This is a genomic window from Nonomuraea sp. NPDC048892 (genome assembly GCF_040649735.1).
In the GTDB taxonomy this organism is placed as follows: domain Bacteria; phylum Actinomycetota; class Actinomycetes; order Streptosporangiales; family Streptosporangiaceae; genus Nonomuraea; species Nonomuraea maheshkhaliensis.
This window is the reverse complement of the sequence record NZ_JBEZFZ010000002.1, coordinates 958,440-975,884: the sequence shown is the minus strand read 5'-3', so window position 1 is coordinate 975,884 and position 17,445 is coordinate 958,440. Positions and strand designations below refer to the sequence as shown.

Below are 17,445 nucleotides of genomic sequence, written 5' to 3'. Positions count from 1 at the left end.
GCGCCCAGCAGCGGCCGTACCGCCTCCAGACCGGCGGACACCTGAACCATCACCCCACCAGCGGGAAGCTCCTGCATCAGCCGGCCCCGAGCCGCCACCAGAGCACAGGCATCCCGCAACGACAACACCCCTGCGACATGCGCCGCTGCTACTTCGCCGATCGAATGCCCCAGCAGCACATCCGCCGACATCCCCCACGACTCCAGCAACCGCGCCGACGCCACCTCCACCGCGAACAACCCCGCCTGCGCGAACCGCGTCTGATCCACCCGACCCGGATCCGACCAGATCACCTCACGCACCAACCCATCACCGAAGCCCGCCAACACCTCCTCGAACACGTCCCGAAACACCGGGAACACCTCAGCCAGTTCCCGGCCCATCCCCAGCCGCTGACTCCCCTGCCCCGCGAACAGCCACCCCGTCTTCCCCTCCACCACCGACTCCACCACCACCGGAGCCGACACCAACTCCCCACGATCAGCGGCCAGGATCACGGCACGGCGTTCCAGGGCCGCGCGGCTGACGGCGAGCGAGTAGCCGACGTCGGCGGGTGACGCGGTGGACAGCGTGGCGTCCGACAGCGTCGCGCGCAGCTGCTCGGTGACGGCCGCGAGACCGGACTCGCCCCGGCCGGACAGCACCACCGGCACCGGGAAGGCGAGCGGTTCTGCGGGCTCCACGACAGCGGACTCCGAGGCGGCCCCCTGGGCGGCGGGCTGCGAGGCGGCGGGCTCTGGAGCGGGGGCCTGCTCCAGGATGACGTGGGCGTTGGTGCCGCTGATGCCGAACGACGACACCCCGCCCCGGCGCGGACGCCCCAGTTCCGGCCAGTCGGTCGTGTGGTCGGCCAGCCGTACGTCACCCTGGGACCAGTCGACGTGGGTGGTGGGCTCGTCCACGTGCAGGGTGGCCGGGATGACGCCGTGTTCCAGGGCCAGCACCATCTTGATCACACCAGCGACACCGGCGGCGGCCTGCGTGTGGCCGAAGTTCGACTTGACCGAGCCGAGCCAGAGCGGCACCTGCCGCCCCTGCCCGTACACCCCCAGCAACGCCTGCACCTCGATCGGATCCCCCAGCATCGTGCCGGTCCCGTGGCCTTCGACCACGTCCACGTCGGCGGGGGTGAGGCGGGCCGCTTCCAGCGCCCGGTTGAGTACGCGGCGCTGGGCCACGCCCGAGGGGGCCGTGAGCCCGTTGGAGGCGCCGTCCTGGTTCACCGCCGAGCCGCGGACCACCGCCAGGACCCGGTGCCCCAGCTCCCGAGCCCGCGACAGCGGCTCGACCAGGACCATGCCCGCGCCTTCTGAGAAGACCGTGCCGTCGGCCGCCTCCGCGAACGCCTTGATCCGTCCGTCTCCCGCCAGTCCACGCTGCCGGGAGAACTCCACGAACACCTCAGGCGTGGACAACACCGTCACCCCGCCCGCCAATGCCGCCGAGCACTCACCGCGTCGCAACGCCTCACACGCCAGATGCAACGCCACCAACGACGACGAGCAGGCGGTGTCGACGGTCACAGCGGGGCCTTGCAGGCCGAGGGTGTAGGAGATGCGTCCTGACGTGACCGAGATGGAGGTGCCGGTGACCAGGTAGCCCTCGACGTCCTCCGGCAGCCGGCCGGGGCCGGTGGCGTAGCCGGTGGCCGTGGCGCCGATGAAGACGCCGGTGTCGCTGCCCTTGAGGCCGGCGGGGTCGATGCCCGCACGTTCCAGCGTCTCCCAGGCCACTTCGAGCAGGAGCCGCTGCTGCGGGTCCGTGGCCAGTGCCTCGCGGGGGCTCATGCCGAAGAACTCGGCGTCGAAGTCCCCGGCCTCGTGCAACCAGCCGGCCAGCTTGACGTAGCTGGTGCCCCGCTTGTCCGGGTCGGGGTCGAACAGGCGCTCCAGGTCCCAGCCCCGGTCGGCGGGGAACGGGGAGATGCCTTCGCGCTCGTCCATCAGCAGGCTCCACAGCGCCTCGGGCGAGTTCGCACCGCCAGGGAGGCGGCAGGCCATGCCGACGATCGCGATCGGCTCGTCGAGCACGGCCGTGGCGGGCGCTTTGGGTGCGGTGGGTGCGGCGGCCGGCTCCGCGCCGAGCAGGCGTTCCTTGAGGTAGCCGGCGAGCGCGAGCGGCGTCGGATAGTCGAAGACGAGGGTGGACGGCAGCCGCAGCCCGGTGGCGGCGTTCAGCTTGTTGCGCAGTTCGATGGCGGTGAGCGAGTCGAACCCGATCTCGGTGAACACCCGCTGCGCCGAGACGGAGTCCGTACCCGAGTGTCCGAGCACGACGGCGACCTGCGCCTTGACGAGTTTGAGCAGCAGTTCGTCGCGTTCTGGCTCGGGCAGCGCGGCGAGCCGGCGTTCCAGCGCGGCCGCCGCTCCGCCCGGCGCCGTGCCGGCGGCGGCGCCGCGGCGGACGGGCCTGCGCACCAGGCCGTCGAGCAGCCGGGGCGCGTCGGCGGCACGCGGCAGATCGAGGTGGATGGGCAGCAGCAGCGCCTCGTCGATCGTCATGGCGGCATCGAGCAGGGCGAGTCCTTCACCGGACGAAAGGCCGCGGGCGCCTGAGCGTTCCATCCGGGCCACGTCGGCGTCACCGAGGTGGGCGCTCATGGCGCTGCGCTGCTCCCAGAAGCCCCAGGCGAGAGACTGCGCGGGCAGGCCGCGGACCTTGCGGTGGGCGGCGAGGGCGTCGAGGAAGACGTTGGCGGCGGCGTAGTTGGCCTGGCCGGCGTCGCCGAGGACGCCTGCCGCGGAGGAGTAGAGGATGAAGGCGTCCACGTCGCCGGCCAGTTCGTGCAGGTTCCAGGCGGCGACGGCCTTGGATGCCAGGACCTTGTGCAGGCGTTCGGGGGTCAGGGACTCGATCACGCCGTCGTCCAGCGCGCCGGCGCAGTGCACCACCGCCGACCACGACCGCCCTTGCAGCACCTGCTCCAGTGCTTGGCGGTCAGCGGCGTCGCAGGCCACGATCTCCACCTCGGCGCCCAGCTCGGCCAGTTCGGCGCGAAGCTCCTGCGCGGCGGGGGCCATCTCGCCCTGGCGGCTCATCAGCACCAGACTTCGGGCTCCGTACGACGAGACCAGATGCCTAGCGACCAGGCCGCCCAGCGTCCCGGTCCCGCCCGTTATGAGAATCGGGCGTTCCAGGTCCAGCACCGGCGGCATCCGCAACACGATCTTCCCGACGTGGCCCGCCCGCTGCATCAGGCGGAACGCCTCCGGGGCCCGCCGCACATCCCACGTCCGCACCGGCAACCGCTCCATCGCCCCGTCCCGGAACAGCGCCAGGACCTCGGACAACATCGTGCCGAGCCGGTCGGGTCCGGCCTCCATGAGGGAGTAGAGCAGGTAATGGACGCCGCTGTCGGTCCTGATGTCGGTCTTGCCGAGCTCCAGGAAGCGGCCGTCGGGTTTGAGGAGGCCGAGTGAGGCGTCGGTGAAGTCTCCGGCCAGGGAGTTCAGGACGACATCCATGGGTGGGAAGCGGTCGGCGAACTCCAGGGTGCGGGAGCTGGCCAGGTGGTCTTCGTCCAGGCCGGTGGCCGGCCATTTGGCGGGGCCGGCGGTGCCGTACACCTCCGCGCCGAGGTGGCGGGCGATCTGCACCGCCGCCATGCCGACGCCACCTGCCGCCGCGTGGATCAGCACCTTCTCCCCCGGCCGGAGACCGGCCAGGTCCACCAGGCCGTAGTACGCGGTCAGGAACGCCACCGGCACCGCCGCCGCCTCCGCGAACGACCACCCCTCGGGGATCGGCGCGAGCAGGCGCTGGTCGGTGACGCCGGAGGGGCCGAACGCGCCGTCCATCAGGCCCATCACCCGGTCACCCACGGCCAGGCCCGTCACACCCGGGCCCACCTCGGTCACCACGCCGGCGATCTCGCCGCCGATCGGCTCGTCGTTCTCGGGGACCATGCCGAGCACGACCACCAGGTCACGGAAGTTCAGTCCCGCGGCCCGTACGGCGACCCTGACCTCGCCCTCCTCCAGGGAGCGGGTGGGGACGGGGACCAGCGACAGGGCGGAGAGGCTGCCCTTGGCGGGGGCGTCCAGACGCCAATCGCCGGTGGGCGGGATGAGGGTGGGCGTGGTGGCGGCGCGGGCCAGCCTGGGGGCGAGCAGCTTGCCCGTGGCGGCGGCGGTGGCGGCGGTGGGGTCGGGCGAGGGGCGTACGGCGAGCTGCGGTTCACCGTCGCCCAGCGCCGCGAGCACCGCGCCGGCGGGCACGCCGCTGCCGTCGGGGTCGAGGTCGAGCAGCGCGAACCGGCCGGGGTGCTCGGACTGGGCCGACCTGATCAGGCCCCACACGGGCGCGGCGGCCAGGTCGGGAACGTCACCGTCCGTCCCGGCGGGCACGGCGCCTCGCGTGACGATGACGAGCCGCGTGTCGGCCAGCCGCTCCTCGGCCAGCCATGCTTGTACGAGCGCCAGCGCCTCCTCGGCGACCTCACCACCGAGCCGCGCGACATTCTCGCCCGGCTCAGGCGGCGTCGCGTCTGCAGCCGCGGGCGCGGGCGCGGGCGCGGGCGCGGGCGCGGGCGCGGGCGCGGGCGCAGACAGCATTGCTGACGGGAGGGCCGCCTGAGGCGCTTGGTCGCCGGTTCCGGTGTCGCGCAAGGTGACGAAGACCGTGCCGGGTAGTTGGTCGGCGGCGATCAGGTCGGTCAGGCCCGTGTAGGCGTGCGCGGCCAGGCCGTACCGCACGAGGGTGTCGGCGCCGGTGCCCAGGGCGGCGACGGGGCGGCCGGCTGGGGCGGGGAGGTCTGGCAGGGGGCTCCACTCGACTCGGTACAGGGAGTCGTGGCGGGCAGGTGCGAGCGCGCTCGCCGAGATCGGCCGCGAGACGAGGGACTCGACCGTGATCAGCGGCGCCCCGGCTGGGTCGGCGGCGATCAACTGGATGGTGTCGCGGCCCGTGCGACACAGGTGGACGCGGGCCGCCGCCGCGCCGGAGGCGTGCAGGGTGACGCCGGTCCAGGCGAAGGGCAGGGTGACGCCCTGCTCGTCGTCGCCGAGCAGGGCTTCGGCGTGCAGGGCGGCGTCCAGCAGCGCGGGGTGCAGGCCGTAGCGGTCGGCGCCGGCGCCTTCGGGGAGCGCCACCTCGGCGAAGACTTCGCCGTCGCGCAGCCAGGCGGCCTTCACCCCCTGGAACGTCGGGCCGTACCCGTAGCCGGCCGCGGCCAGCCGCTCGTACAGGCCGTCCACCGGTACGGGGACGGCACCTGGAGGCGGCCACGCGGTGAGGCCGACGCCAGCGGAGTTGAGGCCCACGGAGTCGGCATCGGCAGAGTCGACACCCCCAGGCGCGACACCAGCAGGGGCGACAGCGGCGGAAGCGAAACCGGCAGAGGCGAGGTCGGCGGGGGCGCCGTGTGGGGTGAGGAGGCCGCTGGCGTGGCGGGTCCAGGGGCCTTCGCCGATTCTGGAGTGCACGGTGATCGTACGGGCGCCGTCCGTCTCGGGGCCGACGGCGATCTGCACCTGCACGGCCCCGCGCTCAGGCAGCGGCAGCGGGGCCTCCAGGGTCAGCTCGGCCAGGTGACCGCAGCCGACGTGGTCGCCGGCCGCGATGGCCAGCTCCACGAACGCGGTGCCGGGCAGCAGCACCGTGCCCGAGGCGGCGTGGTCGGCCAGCCACGCCTGCGTGTGCAGGGCCAGCCGGCCGGTCAGCACGATCCCGCCGGACTCGGCGAGCACCACGGCCGCGCCCAGCAGCGGATGTCCCGCCGCCGACAGCCCGGCGGCGGTGACGTCCTCGCCTCCCGCCGAGGCGTCGAGCCAGAAGCGGCGCCGCTGGAACGCGTACGTGGGCAGCTCCACCCTGGTCGGCGAAGTGCCGCCGCCGATGGCGGTGGTCAGGTCGGCGGGGACGCCGTTCGCATACGCCTCGGCCGCCGAGGTGAGGAAGCGCGCGGGCCCGCCCTCGTCGCGGCGCAGCGTCCCGGTGGCGTAGGCGTCCGCGCCGGCGGCCTCGATGGTGTCGCGGACGCTCATGACGAGCACCGGGTGCGCGCTGCACTCGATGAACGCGCCGCGCCCGTCCCGCAGCAGCGCGGTGACGACGTCGTGGAAGGCGACGGGACGGCGGGCGTTGCCGAACCAGTACTCGGGGGTCAGCTCGGCCGTGTCCAGCGCGTCACCGGTGACCGTCGAGTAGAAGGGCACGTGGCCGGTGCGCGGGCGGATCGGCGCCAGCAGGTCGAGCAGGCGGTCGTGCAGCGGGTCCACCTGGTCGCTGTGGGAGGCGACGGTGCTGGCCAGGTGCCGGGCCCTGATCCCCTCCGCCTCGCACTGCGCCACCAGTTCGGCGAGCGCCGCCTCGTCGCCGACGACGGTGGAGTGGGAGGGGCCGTTCCGCGCGCCCACCGACAGGCGGCCGTCCCACTGGGTCAGGCGCCGTTCCAGGTCGGACGCGGGCAGCGCGATGGCGGCGATGGCGCCCTTGCCGACCAGCGTCTCGGCGAACAGGCGGCTGCGCAGCACGATCACGCGTACGGCGTCCTCCAGCGACAGGCCGCCGGCCACGTACGCGGCGGCCACCTCGCCCTGGGAGTGGCCCACGACGGCGGACGGGCGCACGCCCATCGACTCCCACAGGGCTGCCAGCGACACCATCACCGCGAACAGCACCGGCTGCACGACCTCCAGCCGGTCCAGGGCGGCGGGGTCGTGCAGGGCTTCGAGTACGTGCCAGTCCACGTGCCGGTCGATCTCGGCGGCCACCTCGGCCATGCTGGTGGCGAAGACGGGGCTGGTCCGCAGGAGTTCGGCGGCCATGCCGGGCCACTGGGAGCCTTGGCCGGGGAAGATGAACACGGCCTGTGCGCGGGCTTCGGCGCCGGCGTGGGTGGCGCCGAGGACGAGGTTGGGTGCGGGCTCGCCGTCGGCCAGCGCCGTGAGCGCGGACGTCAGGGCGTCAGGGTCGCCTCCGCCGGCGATGACGACGGCGCGGTGCTCCCATGGGGTGCGGGTGGTGAGCAGGGATCGGGCCACGTCAGGCAGGGCGACGGCGGGCTCGGTCACGGTGGGCTCTCCGTCGGGTCGCCCGTCCGGATGTCCGTCAGCGTGCCCGTCGGGCTGCCCGGTGAGACGTCCGGAAAGGTGATCCGCCAGGGCCGCCGCCTGTGCGCGCAGTGCTGCCTCGCTTCTGCCCGACACGGCGAACGGCAGCACGTCAGGCGTGCGGTCGCCGTAGAGCACCGACGCGGTACGCCCGCCGGCCGCTTCATGAACGGTGGTCGCCTCGGCCTCGTCCCCCGACACGGAGTCCAGCTGAGACTCGGGCCCCGTCCCGGACGTCGAATCCGTCCCTGACGCGAGCCTCGTCCCTGACGCGAGCCCCGTCCCGACGGCGAAAAGTTTCTCGGTCGCGGGAGGTTCCTCGATGACGACGTGGGCGTTCGTGCCCGAGACGCCGAAGGACGACACCCCGGCCCGCCTCGGCAGCCCGTTCGCGGGCCACGGCGTGTCCTCCAGCAGCAGCTCCACCCCGCCCGACGACCAGTCCACGTACGGCGACGGCTCGTCCACGTGCAGGGTGCGCGGCAGCATGGAGTGCCGCATGGCCATCACCATCTTGATCACCCCGGCGACGCCGGCGGCGGCCTGGGTGTGGCCGAGGTTGGACTTGACGGAGCCGAGGCGGAGCGGGCCGCGCCCGTCGCGGTCGCGGCCGTACGTGGCGAGCAGGGCGTGCGCCTCGATCGGGTCGCCCAGTTTGGTGCCGGTCCCGTGTGCCTCCACCGCGTCCACCTGGTCGGGCGTGAGGCCGGCGTTGGCCAGGGCCTGGCGGATCACCCGTTCCTGCGATGGCCCGTTGGGGGCGGTGAGGCCGCTGCTGGCGCCGTCCTGGTTGATGGCCGAGCCGCGGATCACGGCGAGCACGGGGTGGCCGTGGCGCAGCGCGTCGGAGAGGCGTTCGACGGCGAGGATGCCGGCGCCCTCGGAGAAGGCGGCCCCGTCGGCGGAGGCGGCGAACGCCTTGCACCGGCCGTCGCGCGACATGACCCGCTGGCGGCTGAACGCGGTGAACGTGCCGGGGGTGGACATGACGGTGACCCCGCCGGCCAGGGCGAGGTCGGTCTCCCCCTCACGCAGCGACCGGCAGGCCAGGTGGAGGGCGACGAGGGAGGCCGAGCAGGCGGTGTCGACGGTGAAGGTGGGGCCTTCGAAGCCGAAGGTGTAGGCGACGCGGCCGGAGACGACGCTGGTGGCGTTGCCGGTGACGAGGTAGCCCTCGACGTCGGCGGGCGCCTTGTCCAGGCGGGGCCCGTAGTCCTGCGGCTCGGCGCCGATGAAGACGCCGGTGCCGCTGCCCCGGAGGGTGACGGGGTCGATGCCGGCGTGTTCGAGCGCCTCCCAGGCGGTCTCCAGGACGATCCGCTGCTGCGGGTCCATGGCCAGGGCCTCGCGTGGGTTGATGCCGAAGAAGGCGGGGTCGAACGCGTCGGCGTCGTGCAGGAAGTGCGCCTGGCGCAGGTAGGAGGTGTTGGGCGTCTCGGGGTTGTCGTCGAAGAGCCGTTCCAGGTCCCAGCCGCGGTTGGTGGGGAAGCCGGTGACGCTCTCGCGGCCCTCGGCCACGAACCGCCACAACTCGTCGGGCGTGGTGACGCCGCCGGGGTAGCGGCAGCCGATGCCGATGATCGCCAGGGGATCGTCGGAGGCGGAGGCGACCCTGACCTCGTCGCGGCCGGCGGTGTCGCCGTACAGGTGGGCGTGCAGGAAGTCGGCCACGGCCTGCGGCGTGGGGTGGTCGAACGCGAGCGTCATGGGCAGGTCGGCGCCGACGGCCTCGGCGAGCCGGTCGTGCAGCTCCACCGCGCCGAGCGAGTCCAGGCCGAGCTCGCGGAAGCCGCGGGCGGGGTCCACCGTGTCCGGCGGGTCGGGGTGCGTGGTCCGCAGGATGCCGACGGTGACGTCTCGTACCAGCTTGACCAGGAAGCTACGCTGCTCGCTCACTTTTCCGTACTCCGTCGCTCGCTCATGCGTACGTGCGCGTGGGTCTGGCGGGTGGTCCTGCGGGGTGGGCCGGTGGGCCTACTCGTACTTGCGGTGGAACTCGACGCGGGAGATCGACACGACCTCGCCGTCGTGGACGACGACCTCGGCGGGGGCAGGCCGGCCGAGGAACATGACGAGGCTGGCGGTCATCCCGTACGCGCCCGCGTTCGGGATCGTCACGACGTCGCCGGGGCGCAGGCGGGGGACGTCCACGTTCCTGCCGAGGATGTCGCCTGGGGTGCAGAGGGGGCCGGCGAGCGTGGCGGGCTCCAGGGCCTCTCCCGCCTCGCCCGAATCGTCCGAGCCCGTGTCGACCTCGACGGTGATGGGCAGCAGGCGGCCGAGCCCGGACATGCCGCCGAGCACGTTGATGCCGGCGTCGAGGATGACGAACCGCCGGCCGCGGCTCTCCTTGACGTTTACCACGGTGCAGACGAGCTCGCCGCAGTCGCCGACCAGGTAGCGGCCGGACTCGACGGCCACCCGCGGCTCGCCGTCGCGCCAGCCGGGGAAGTGCTCGTCGAGCACCTCCTCCAGCGCGGCCCGCAGCCCGGAGTAGACGGTGCGCTCGCCGTGGGCGAGGTACGGCGCCGCGAAGCCGCCGCCCAGGTCCAGCAGGCCGATGGGCATGCCGGTCTCCTTCCGCAGCCGGGCGGCGGTGGCGGCGGTGTGGCGGAACTCGGCGATGAGGCTGTCTTCGTCCTTGGCGTTGCTGAGCGAGAACAGGTGCACCCCCGCCAGCCGGGTGCCGGGCACGGTGCTCAGCTCGGGCATGAGCGCGGGCAGCGTCTCACTGTCGATGCCGAACTGGGACGGCGCGCCGGTCATCCTGATGCTGGTGGTGCCGCCTGACTCGACGCTGTTGATGCGCAGCAGGCAGTCGGCGACGACGCCGCGCACGGTGGCGGCGGCGCCGACGTGACGCAGGTCCGACGGCGACTCGACGGAGAACGTGCGCACCCCGGCGTCGAGGGCGACGGCGAGTTCGTCGTGGGTCTTGCCGGGGCCCGTGTAGAGGATCTCCGAGGCGTCGAACCCGGCCGCGAACGCCGCGTCCAGCTCCCCGGTCGAGCTGATCTCGGCGCGCGCGCCGCGTTCGCGCAGGGTACGGCCGATCTCGGGGTGGGGGTTGGCCTTGAGCGAGAAGTAGCGGGTGACCCCGTCGGGCAGCGCGGCCATGAGGTCGTCATGGGCGGCGGCGACCCGGTCCAGGTCGTAGACGTAGAGGGGGCTTCCGAAGCGGGCCGCGAGGTCGTCGCGGCTGATCGAACGGCTCATCCGAGGGTTTCCTTCAGCAGCTGGGCCAGGCGCCGGCGCTCGTTCTTGCCGTTGAGCGTCAGCGGGAAGGCGGGCAGGACGTGGCAGGCGGCGGGGGTCTTGGCGGGTTCGAGGCGTTCGCGCAGGCCCCGCAGCACGTCCTGCGGCCGCAGGTCGCTCTCGACGAAGATCACCAGGTCGTGGCCGTCGCCGGGCGGCAGGGCGGCGGCGGCGCGCACGCCGGGCACGTCCATGGCGGCGGCCTCGATCTCGACGGTGCTCATGCGGGCGCCGCGGCGCTTGAACATGTCGTCGCGGCGGCCTTCGAAGTAGAGGAAGCCGTCCTCGTCGAGGTGGCCGTGGTCGCCGGTGTGCAGGCGGGTCTCGCCCGTCTCGGGGTCGGGGCGGTAGACGGCGGCGGTGAGCTCGGGCGCGCGCCAGTAGCCGGCCATGACGTTCGGTCCGGAGACGACGATCTCGCCGCTGACGCCGGGGGGCACGGGGCGGCCGGCGGCGCCGAGGACGGCGACGGTGGTGCCGGGCAGCGCCCTGCCTGACGAGCCCGGCCGCTCGTCGCCGAGCTCCGGGTCCATGATGGTGACGCGCTTGCACTCGGTGATGCCGTACATGCGCACCACCGCGGCGCCGGGGAAGCCGGCGCGCAGGGCCTGGATGGTGGTCTCGGGCAGGGCGGCGCCGGTGTTGGTGAACATGCGCACGCGGCCGGGGTCGTGCCCGCCGCGCCCGGCGAGGGAGGCGATCATGCTGCCGAGTGAGGGCACGATGGGCACCACGGTGGCGCCGCACTCCTCGATGGCCCTGAGCAGGCCGAGGTCGGGTTCGTCGTCGGCGAGCACGAGCTCCGCGCCGCCGAGCGCGGCCAGCATGATCTGGTAGAGGCCGTAGTCGAAGGAGAGCGGTAGCCGGCAGTAGACGACGTCGTCGGCGCGGTAGCCGAGCACCGCGTTGATCGCGGAGGCCGCGAACGACACCCGCGCGTGCGGGCAAACCACGCCCTTCGGGGCGGCGGTGCTGCCGGAGGTGTAGATGAGCAGCGCCACGTCGTCGGGCCCGACCTTCACCGGGTCGGGCCTGGCGGCCAGTCCGGCCAGGACCTCGATGTCCGTCCAGAGCTCGTCGAGCGACACGACGGGGACGGCGCTCCCGTCGAGCGGATCCGCGCTCCCGTCGGGCGCCGGGCCCGAGCGGGCGGTCCCGTTGGGCGTGGCCGCGCGGGCGGTGCTCAAGTCGGCCGGGTCGCCGCCGTCGTCGGTGATCAGCAGCGCTGGTTCGGCGTCCGCGAGGACCGAGCGCAGGTGGAACGGCTTCATGCCGGGGTTGATCGGCACCGCGGCGGCGCCGGCGCGCCAGATGCCGTACAGCAGGGGGACGATCTCGCGCCGGTTGCGGGTCCTGACGAGAACCCGGTCGCCCAGCCGCACTCCGCCGGCGACCAGCCATCCTGCGACGGCGTCGCTGAGCCGCGTCACCTGCTGGTACGTCAGGGCGCCCCTGGCGTCACGCACCGCCCGGCCCAGCGGGTGGCGGGCGGCGGCCTCGTCCAGCAGGTCGTGGACGAGGCCCGAGCGGAGGGACGGCGTCGTGGCCATGGTCGTTCCTCCATCCATGTCTGGCATCCATGTCCGGGCCCCACGTCCGGCCTTCGGACCTCGCGGGCGGCTTTCCTTATCCCCTGGAGAAAGTAGTCCCGGCGCTTCCGAAGCCACACCCCTAACGGCCCCCTAAGCCTTATGCCTCGCCCCTTAGCACTGCTCCGGCCAGGTTCCGCAGATAAGCCCGGTCCGTTTTTCTGTTGCCGTTCATCGGCAATGCGGCGAGGTGACGATAATGCCGTGGCACGATGCCGTCAGGAAGCGTCTGGCGCAATCCGCGTGCCATTTCGGCCGAGGCCTGTTGAAGACCGGTGTAGAAGACGACGAGTTCGGCGGTGTCGCCGTTGTCGACGCCGACGGTGACCGCGTCCTCGACGCCGCGCAGGCCGCGTACGGCGTGGTCGATCTCGGCCGTCTCCACGCGCCAGCCGCGCACCTGCACCTGGGCGTCGGCCCGGCCGAGGTAGACCAGTTCGCCGCTCGCCGTCCTGCGGGCCCGGTCGCCGGTGTTGTACCAGGTGCGGCCGTCGCGTTCGACGAAGCGGCCGTGGCCGTGCGCCGGATCGAGGTAGCCGGGGGTGAGCTGGGGGCCGGTGATCCACAGCTCGCCCTCGGCGCCGGCGGGCCGGCCGCGCTCGTCGAGGAGCAGGTGGTCGTGGCCGTCGTTGACGGCGCCGATGGGCGCCAGGCCGTTCACGCCGAGTGCGGGCGAGCCGGGCGTCCAGCGGTGCGCGCTGATCGTGATGGTCAGCTCGGTCGGGCCGTAGAGGTTCTCCAGCGTGGCGGCGGGCGCGGCGGCCTGCCAGGCGGCCGCGTCGGCGCACTTCAGCGCCTCCCCGGCGAACAGACTCCAGCGCAGGCCCGGCATCGAGCCGGGGGTCAGGCCGCCGGCCCTGCGGACGGCGCCGATCGCGCCGGGCGTGGAGAACCAGACGGTCACGCCGTGCGCGGCGAGGTAGCCGGGCAGGTCGCGGTAGGCGTGCGGGGGCACGTCGCGCACGTGCGCGCCCGCGCTCCAGGCGCAGAACAGGTCGAACATGGCGCAGTCGAAGGTCAGGTCGAACGTCTGCGAGAAGACGTCGTCCTGGGCGAAGCCGAAGCGCCGCTCCGCCCACGAGAAGTAGGAGCTCAGGTTGCCGTGGGTGATCGGCACCCCCTTGGGCGTGCCGGTGGAGCCCGAGGTGAACAGCACGTACGCCACGTCCTCCGCCTGTACGGGCACCGGCTCTGCCAGCGGGGGCCCTTCGGCGGCGACGGGCAGGCCCAGCTCGTCCGCGGGCCCGTCGGCGACCAGCACGGACACGCCGGCCGCGCGCGCCATCGCCAGCGTGCGGGCCCGGGGGAAGCCGGGGTTGAGCGGCACGACGGTCAGCCCCGCGTACAGGCCGGCCAGGATGCCCACGTACGCCGTCCGGCCGCGCGGGGCCAGCACGCCCACGGCGGTGTGCCCGCGCCCGGCCAGACCGCCGGCCAGCCGGAGCGCCGCCGCGTCCATCTCGGCGTACGTGGCGCTGTCGCCGCCGATCGTGAACGCAGGCCCGCCGGGATTCTCGGCGAGCCCTTTCCTGAATAGCAAATAAAGAGGCTGACTGATTTTCGTGATGGACATCTCCGGATTCCGCCTATACCGTCGATTACGTGAGTCCTACCGAAAGCGAGGAAATCATGACTTCCCCCTGGGACGATAAGTTCGAGACGCTCGTCCGCGGCGCGCTTCCTTTTCTCGGGCCCGGCGAAGAACTGCGCGCCGACACCGATCTGACCGACGCCGGGCTCGACTCGATGGCCATTGTCGAGCTGCTGACGTCCCTGGAGCAGGCGTACGGCGTGCGCCTGGCCGCCGAGGCGCTGACGCGGGAGACGTTCGGGACGCCCGCCACGCTGTGGCGGGCGCTGTCCCTGGCGAGCTGAGCGCGGGCGGGGCCACCACGGCTCCGCCGCCGTCCCATGAGCACCCCGTCTCCTCAGAACCGACCCGTCAGAACCGACCCGTCAGAACCGACCCGTCAGAACCGGCCCTTCAGGGCCGACCTCGGGTTCACGGCGACCACCGCGAAGTTCCGCGTCGTGACGGGCACCCGGCCGAACAGGCTGTCCTGGCCCGTCACGCAGAGCCGGGTCACCCCGCGCCGCAGCATCGACTCGACCACAGACGGCCAGGACGGCGCCCGGACGAAGGCGTCGAGCAGCAGCGTGCGCACCTGCTCCCCCGTCGTGAGCGCCGCACCGCCGGCGTCGTCCAGCACCGGCAGCTTGGGGTCGGCGAACTCCAGCCCCGCCAGCACCTCCCGCTCGACCGTGCGGCGCAGCGGCGCGAACGCGGCGGCGTGCATGGGCGGGCGCATCGTGTAGAGCGACAGGCCGCCGGCCTTCCTGATCCGCCCGTCCAGCCAGTCCAGCTCGGTGCCGGGCAGCGAGAGCATGACGAAGTCGTGGTCCACGCGGCACGACAGCTCGTGCCAGATCCCGCGCCGTTCCAGGTCGTGCATGATCTCCGCCTGCGCCGGGCCGGGCACGCGGACGAAGGAGTGGGTGACCACGCCGGGGTGGGCCGTGGCGAAGTAGTCCCGCGTGTGCCGGGCGATCTCGGCCGTCATGCGGACGGCCGGCTCGAAGCCGAGCGCCTGCGCGTACGCGGCGGCGGCCTTCCCGCCGAAGCTGGGCCCCACGCACAGCTCGGGGGTGAGGCCGAGCTCGCGTTCGGCCCAGGAGGCCAGCGCCAGGCAGTTCACCAGGAACGCCACCTGCGCGGCCTGGCTGTAGTCGTCGTCCGCCTCGGCGTACCGTTCGGCCACGGGGTAGCCGACCGTGTCGGAGGCGCGGCCGAACAGCTCGCGCGCCACCGGGTCGCGTTCGAGGAAGGCGGCCGCCTCCCCTGCGTCCGTGGGCCCCATGCCGGGGAAGACGAAAGCGGTGCCGCCGCTCATCCGCACTCCTTCAGGTGGTCGAGCAGGACCTGCGTGAACCGCTCCGGCTCCTCAAGGTGGGGGGTGTGGCTGGAGTTCTCGAAGATCTCCCACCGCACGTCGGGGATGAGCTCGAAGTACGGCCGCACGGTCTCCGGAGTGGCCTCGTCGTACCGCCCCGAGATGAGCAGGGTGGGCACGTCGATCTCGGCGACCCGATCCTCCACACCCCAGTCGCGGAGCGACCCGATCACGTGAAACTCACTGGGCCCGTTCATCGCGTAGTAGACGGTCGGATCGTTGTAGATCTCCATGAAGGTGGCCTGAAACTCCTGAGGCCAAGGAGACAGCCGGCAGACGTGGCGGTTGTAGAAGACCATCATCGCCTCGAAGTACTCCCGCGAGTCGGTCGTACCAGCCTCCTCATGAGCCCGCAGCACGTCGTCCACTCCGGGCGGCAGCCGGCCGCGCAGCACCACCATCTCCTTCAGCCACAGCGGGTACGACACGGGGGCGTTCGCGATCACCAGCCCGCGCAGCCCCGGCGGCCGGGCGGCGGCGTGGGCGGCACCCAGCATCCCGCCCCACGACTGCCCGACCAGCACGTAGCCGTCACGCAGCCCGAGCCGGTCGAGCAGGTTGTCCAGCTCGTCCAGGAACAGGCGCGGCGTCCAGAAGCCGGGAGGCGCGTCGGGCAGGTGGGTGGAGCCGCCGTTGCCGAGCTGGTCGTAGTGGATCACGGGATAGCCGTGGTCGGCCAGGCCGGCCAGGCCGACGAGGTAGTCGTGGGTGCTGCCGGGGCCTCCGTGCAGCGCGACGACGGCGGGCCCGGCGCCGGGCAGCTCGCCGGTGCGGCGGTACCAGGTCCGGTACGGCCCGAACGGCAGATGGCCCTTCACAGTGGCGGGGCGGGACATCGTTCACCAGCCCCGCTTGATCGTGTCGGCGATGTGCCGGCGCTGCTCGTCGCTCACCCACCACCCCACCGGCACGCACACGACGCGCGGGGCGACGGCGTCGAGGCCGGGCAGGTCGGCGGCGAATCCGCGTACCACGGAGTGCTTGTCGTTGCGTTCGTGCACGTTGCTCGCCATGATCCCGGCCTCGTTCATGCGCTTGACGAACCCGGCCCGGTCCTCGACCTTCATCGGGTAGATCCAGAACGAGTGCGTACGATCGGCCGCCCGCTCGGTGAGCTCGACCCCGGGCACGCCTGACAGCTCGGCGTCGTAGAAGGCGGCGTTCTCCCGCTGCCTGGCCAGCGCCCGCTCGGCCGTGTCCAGGTTGGCCAGGCCGACGGCGGCGTTGATGTCGTTCATGTGGAACTTGTAGCCCCACTCGGCGACGTCGGGCGGGTTGCTCAGCCGGTCGGCGGAGCGTTCGATGCCGAACCAGCGCAACAGCCGGGCCCGCTGGTGCAGCTCCGGCGTCGGCAGGGTCATCGCGCCGCCGTCGCCGCAGGTCAGGTGCTTGATGGCCTGGAAGCTGAAGACGGAGACGTTGCCGTGCGCGCCGATCGGCGTGCCGTCGTAGGTGGCGCCCCAGGCGTGGGCGCAGTCCTCGACGACCGGCGGCCGGAACCCGTGCAGCGCCTCGGCCCGGTCGAGCACGGCCTCCAGCCTGGCCAGGTCCACGGGGTAGCCGGCGAAGTGCACGACCACGATGGCGCGCGTGCTGGGGGTGATCTTCCTGGCCAGGTCGTCGAGGTCCATGGTGAGCGTGGCCGGGTCGACGTCCACCCACTTGATGCGCAGGCCGTTGGCCAGGATCGCCCAGTTGGTGGCCTCCATGGTGAGCGGCGTGGACAGCACCTCGCCGCCGCTCGCCGGCCGGTGGCCGGTGACCAGGCGCAGGGCCAGGGTCAGGCCGGAGGTGCCGCTGTTGACGGTGACGACGCGCGGGTTGCCGACGCGGGCGGCCAGTGCCCGTTCGAACGCCTCGACCTTGGGGCCCTGGCCGACCATGCCGCTGCCGAGCACCTCGGCGGCGGCCGCCGGGGCCTCGGCCGACATGGCGACCTTGAACAGCGGGATCATCGCCGGTCACCGCCCACGGCGAGGCCGTCCAGGCGGGCGTACAGCTCCTGGCAGTCGGTGTAGGCGGGCAGCAGGCCGCGCTCGGCCGCCTCCCGCAGCGTGGGGGCGGCACGGTCCTTCTCCGACATCAGCGGCTCGGGTGTGACGGGCCAGGGCAGGTTCAGCTCGGGGTCGAGCGCGTTGATCTGCACCTCGCGTCCCGGGGCCCACGTGCTGGAGCACAGGTAGACGACGGTCGCCTCGTCGGTGAGCGGGGCGAAGCCGTGGGCGAGGCCCTCGGCCAGGTAGAGCGCCCGCCGGTTGGTCTCGGTCAGCTCGGCGGCGACGTACTCCCCGTACGTGGGCGAGCCCAGCCGGATGTCCACGACGATGTCGATGATGCCGCCCTGCGGGCAGGTGACGTAGCGGGCCTGGCTGGGCAGCGCCACCGCGTGCAGGCCCCGGATCGTGCCCCGCCGCGACAGCGAGCAGTTGACCTGCGCCACGTTCAGCTCGTGGCCGACGTCCCGTTGGAAGGCAGGCTGGCTGAACAGTTCCAGGAAGTGGCCTCTGTCGTCGGGGTAGATCACCGGATCCGCCAGGAAGGCGCCGTCCACGTCCAGTCGGTGCAACTGCATTGGTGTGACCTTTCGAAGGGCCTGGC

Annotated in this window: 9 protein-coding genes; 1 reads left to right on the top strand and 8 read right to left on the bottom strand. The window is 72.9% G+C overall.

What is annotated here, in order from left to right:
- From AB0C28_RS09730 to AB0C28_RS09715, 4 genes are all read right to left on the bottom strand, one after another.
- Positions 1 to 8,948, bottom strand: an 8,948-nt coding sequence (locus AB0C28_RS09730) for an SDR family NAD(P)-dependent oxidoreductase (protein ID WP_358073584.1), incomplete at its 3' end; no start/stop codon positions are given.
- A gap of 78 nt (positions 8,949 to 9,026) precedes the next feature.
- Positions 9,027 to 10,268 (bottom strand): type III PLP-dependent enzyme, encoded by a 1,242-nt coding sequence (locus AB0C28_RS09725; protein WP_357843046.1) that lies wholly within the window; start codon positions 10,266 to 10,268, stop codon positions 9,027 to 9,029.
- Positions 10,265 to 11,875, bottom strand: coding sequence for an AMP-binding protein (locus tag AB0C28_RS09720; RefSeq protein WP_358073583.1), 1,611 nt, complete (start codon positions 11,873 to 11,875; stop codon positions 10,265 to 10,267). Before AB0C28_RS09720 ends, AB0C28_RS09725 begins: the two co-directional genes overlap by 4 nt.
- Positions 11,876 to 11,996: 121 nt before the next feature.
- Entirely contained in the window at positions 11,997 to 13,436 is a 1,440-nt protein-coding gene (locus AB0C28_RS09715; protein WP_358073582.1) for an AMP-binding protein, read from the bottom strand.
- A gap of 89 nt (positions 13,437 to 13,525) precedes the next feature.
- On the opposite strand from AB0C28_RS09715, the gene AB0C28_RS09710 reads away from it, so the two are divergent.
- Positions 13,526 to 13,771, top strand: coding sequence for an acyl carrier protein (locus tag AB0C28_RS09710; RefSeq protein WP_346111845.1), 246 nt, complete (start codon positions 13,526 to 13,528; stop codon positions 13,769 to 13,771).
- 95 nt (positions 13,772 to 13,866) lie between these two features.
- Here AB0C28_RS09710 and AB0C28_RS09705 read toward each other — a convergent pair whose 3' ends face one another.
- From AB0C28_RS09705 to rfbC, 4 genes are read right to left on the bottom strand one after another with little or no spacing between them, the layout of a single operon-like run.
- Positions 13,867 to 14,787: an ACP S-malonyltransferase gene (locus AB0C28_RS09705; RefSeq protein WP_357843037.1), complete on the bottom strand. Its 921-nt coding sequence runs from the start codon at positions 14,785 to 14,787 to the stop codon at positions 13,867 to 13,869.
- Entirely contained in the window at positions 14,784 to 15,683 is a 900-nt protein-coding gene (locus AB0C28_RS09700) for a proline iminopeptidase-family hydrolase (protein ID WP_358073581.1), read from the bottom strand. The genes AB0C28_RS09705 and AB0C28_RS09700 overlap by 4 nt, the downstream gene beginning before the upstream one ends.
- Positions 15,684 to 15,686: 3 nt before the next feature.
- The gene (locus AB0C28_RS09695) at positions 15,687 to 16,802 is read right to left on the bottom strand and encodes a DegT/DnrJ/EryC1/StrS family aminotransferase (protein WP_357843031.1); all 1,116 of its coding nucleotides are present in this window, start codon (positions 16,800 to 16,802) and stop codon (positions 15,687 to 15,689) included.
- On the bottom strand, positions 16,799 to 17,419 hold the full coding sequence (gene rfbC, locus AB0C28_RS09690; RefSeq protein ID WP_357843028.1) for a dTDP-4-dehydrorhamnose 3,5-epimerase: 621 nt from the start codon (positions 17,417 to 17,419) through the stop codon (positions 16,799 to 16,801). Before rfbC ends, AB0C28_RS09695 begins: the two co-directional genes overlap by 4 nt.
- Between the last annotated feature and the right edge of the window lie 26 nt (positions 17,420 to 17,445).

What these genes read in the sequence shown, in the direction of transcription:
- AB0C28_RS09710 (WP_346111845.1), top strand. Translation starts at nt 13,526, where the DNA reads ATGACTTCCCCCTGGGACGATAAGTTCGAGACGCTCGTCCGCGGCGCG.
- AB0C28_RS09700 (WP_358073581.1), bottom strand. Translation starts at nt 15,683, where the DNA reads ATGTCCCGCCCCGCCACTGTGAAGGGCCATCTGCCGTTCGGGCCGTAC.
- AB0C28_RS09720 (WP_358073583.1), bottom strand. Translation starts at nt 11,875, where the DNA reads ATGGATGGAGGAACGACCATGGCCACGACGCCGTCCCTCCGCTCGGGC.
- AB0C28_RS09695 (WP_357843031.1), bottom strand. Translation starts at nt 16,802, where the DNA reads ATGATCCCGCTGTTCAAGGTCGCCATGTCGGCCGAGGCCCCGGCGGCC.
- AB0C28_RS09705 (WP_357843037.1), bottom strand. Translation starts at nt 14,787, where the DNA reads ATGAGCGGCGGCACCGCTTTCGTCTTCCCCGGCATGGGGCCCACGGAC.
- AB0C28_RS09725 (WP_357843046.1), bottom strand. Translation starts at nt 10,268, where the DNA reads ATGAGCCGTTCGATCAGCCGCGACGACCTCGCGGCCCGCTTCGGAAGC.
- rfbC (WP_357843028.1), bottom strand. Translation starts at nt 17,419, where the DNA reads ATGCAGTTGCACCGACTGGACGTGGACGGCGCCTTCCTGGCGGATCCG.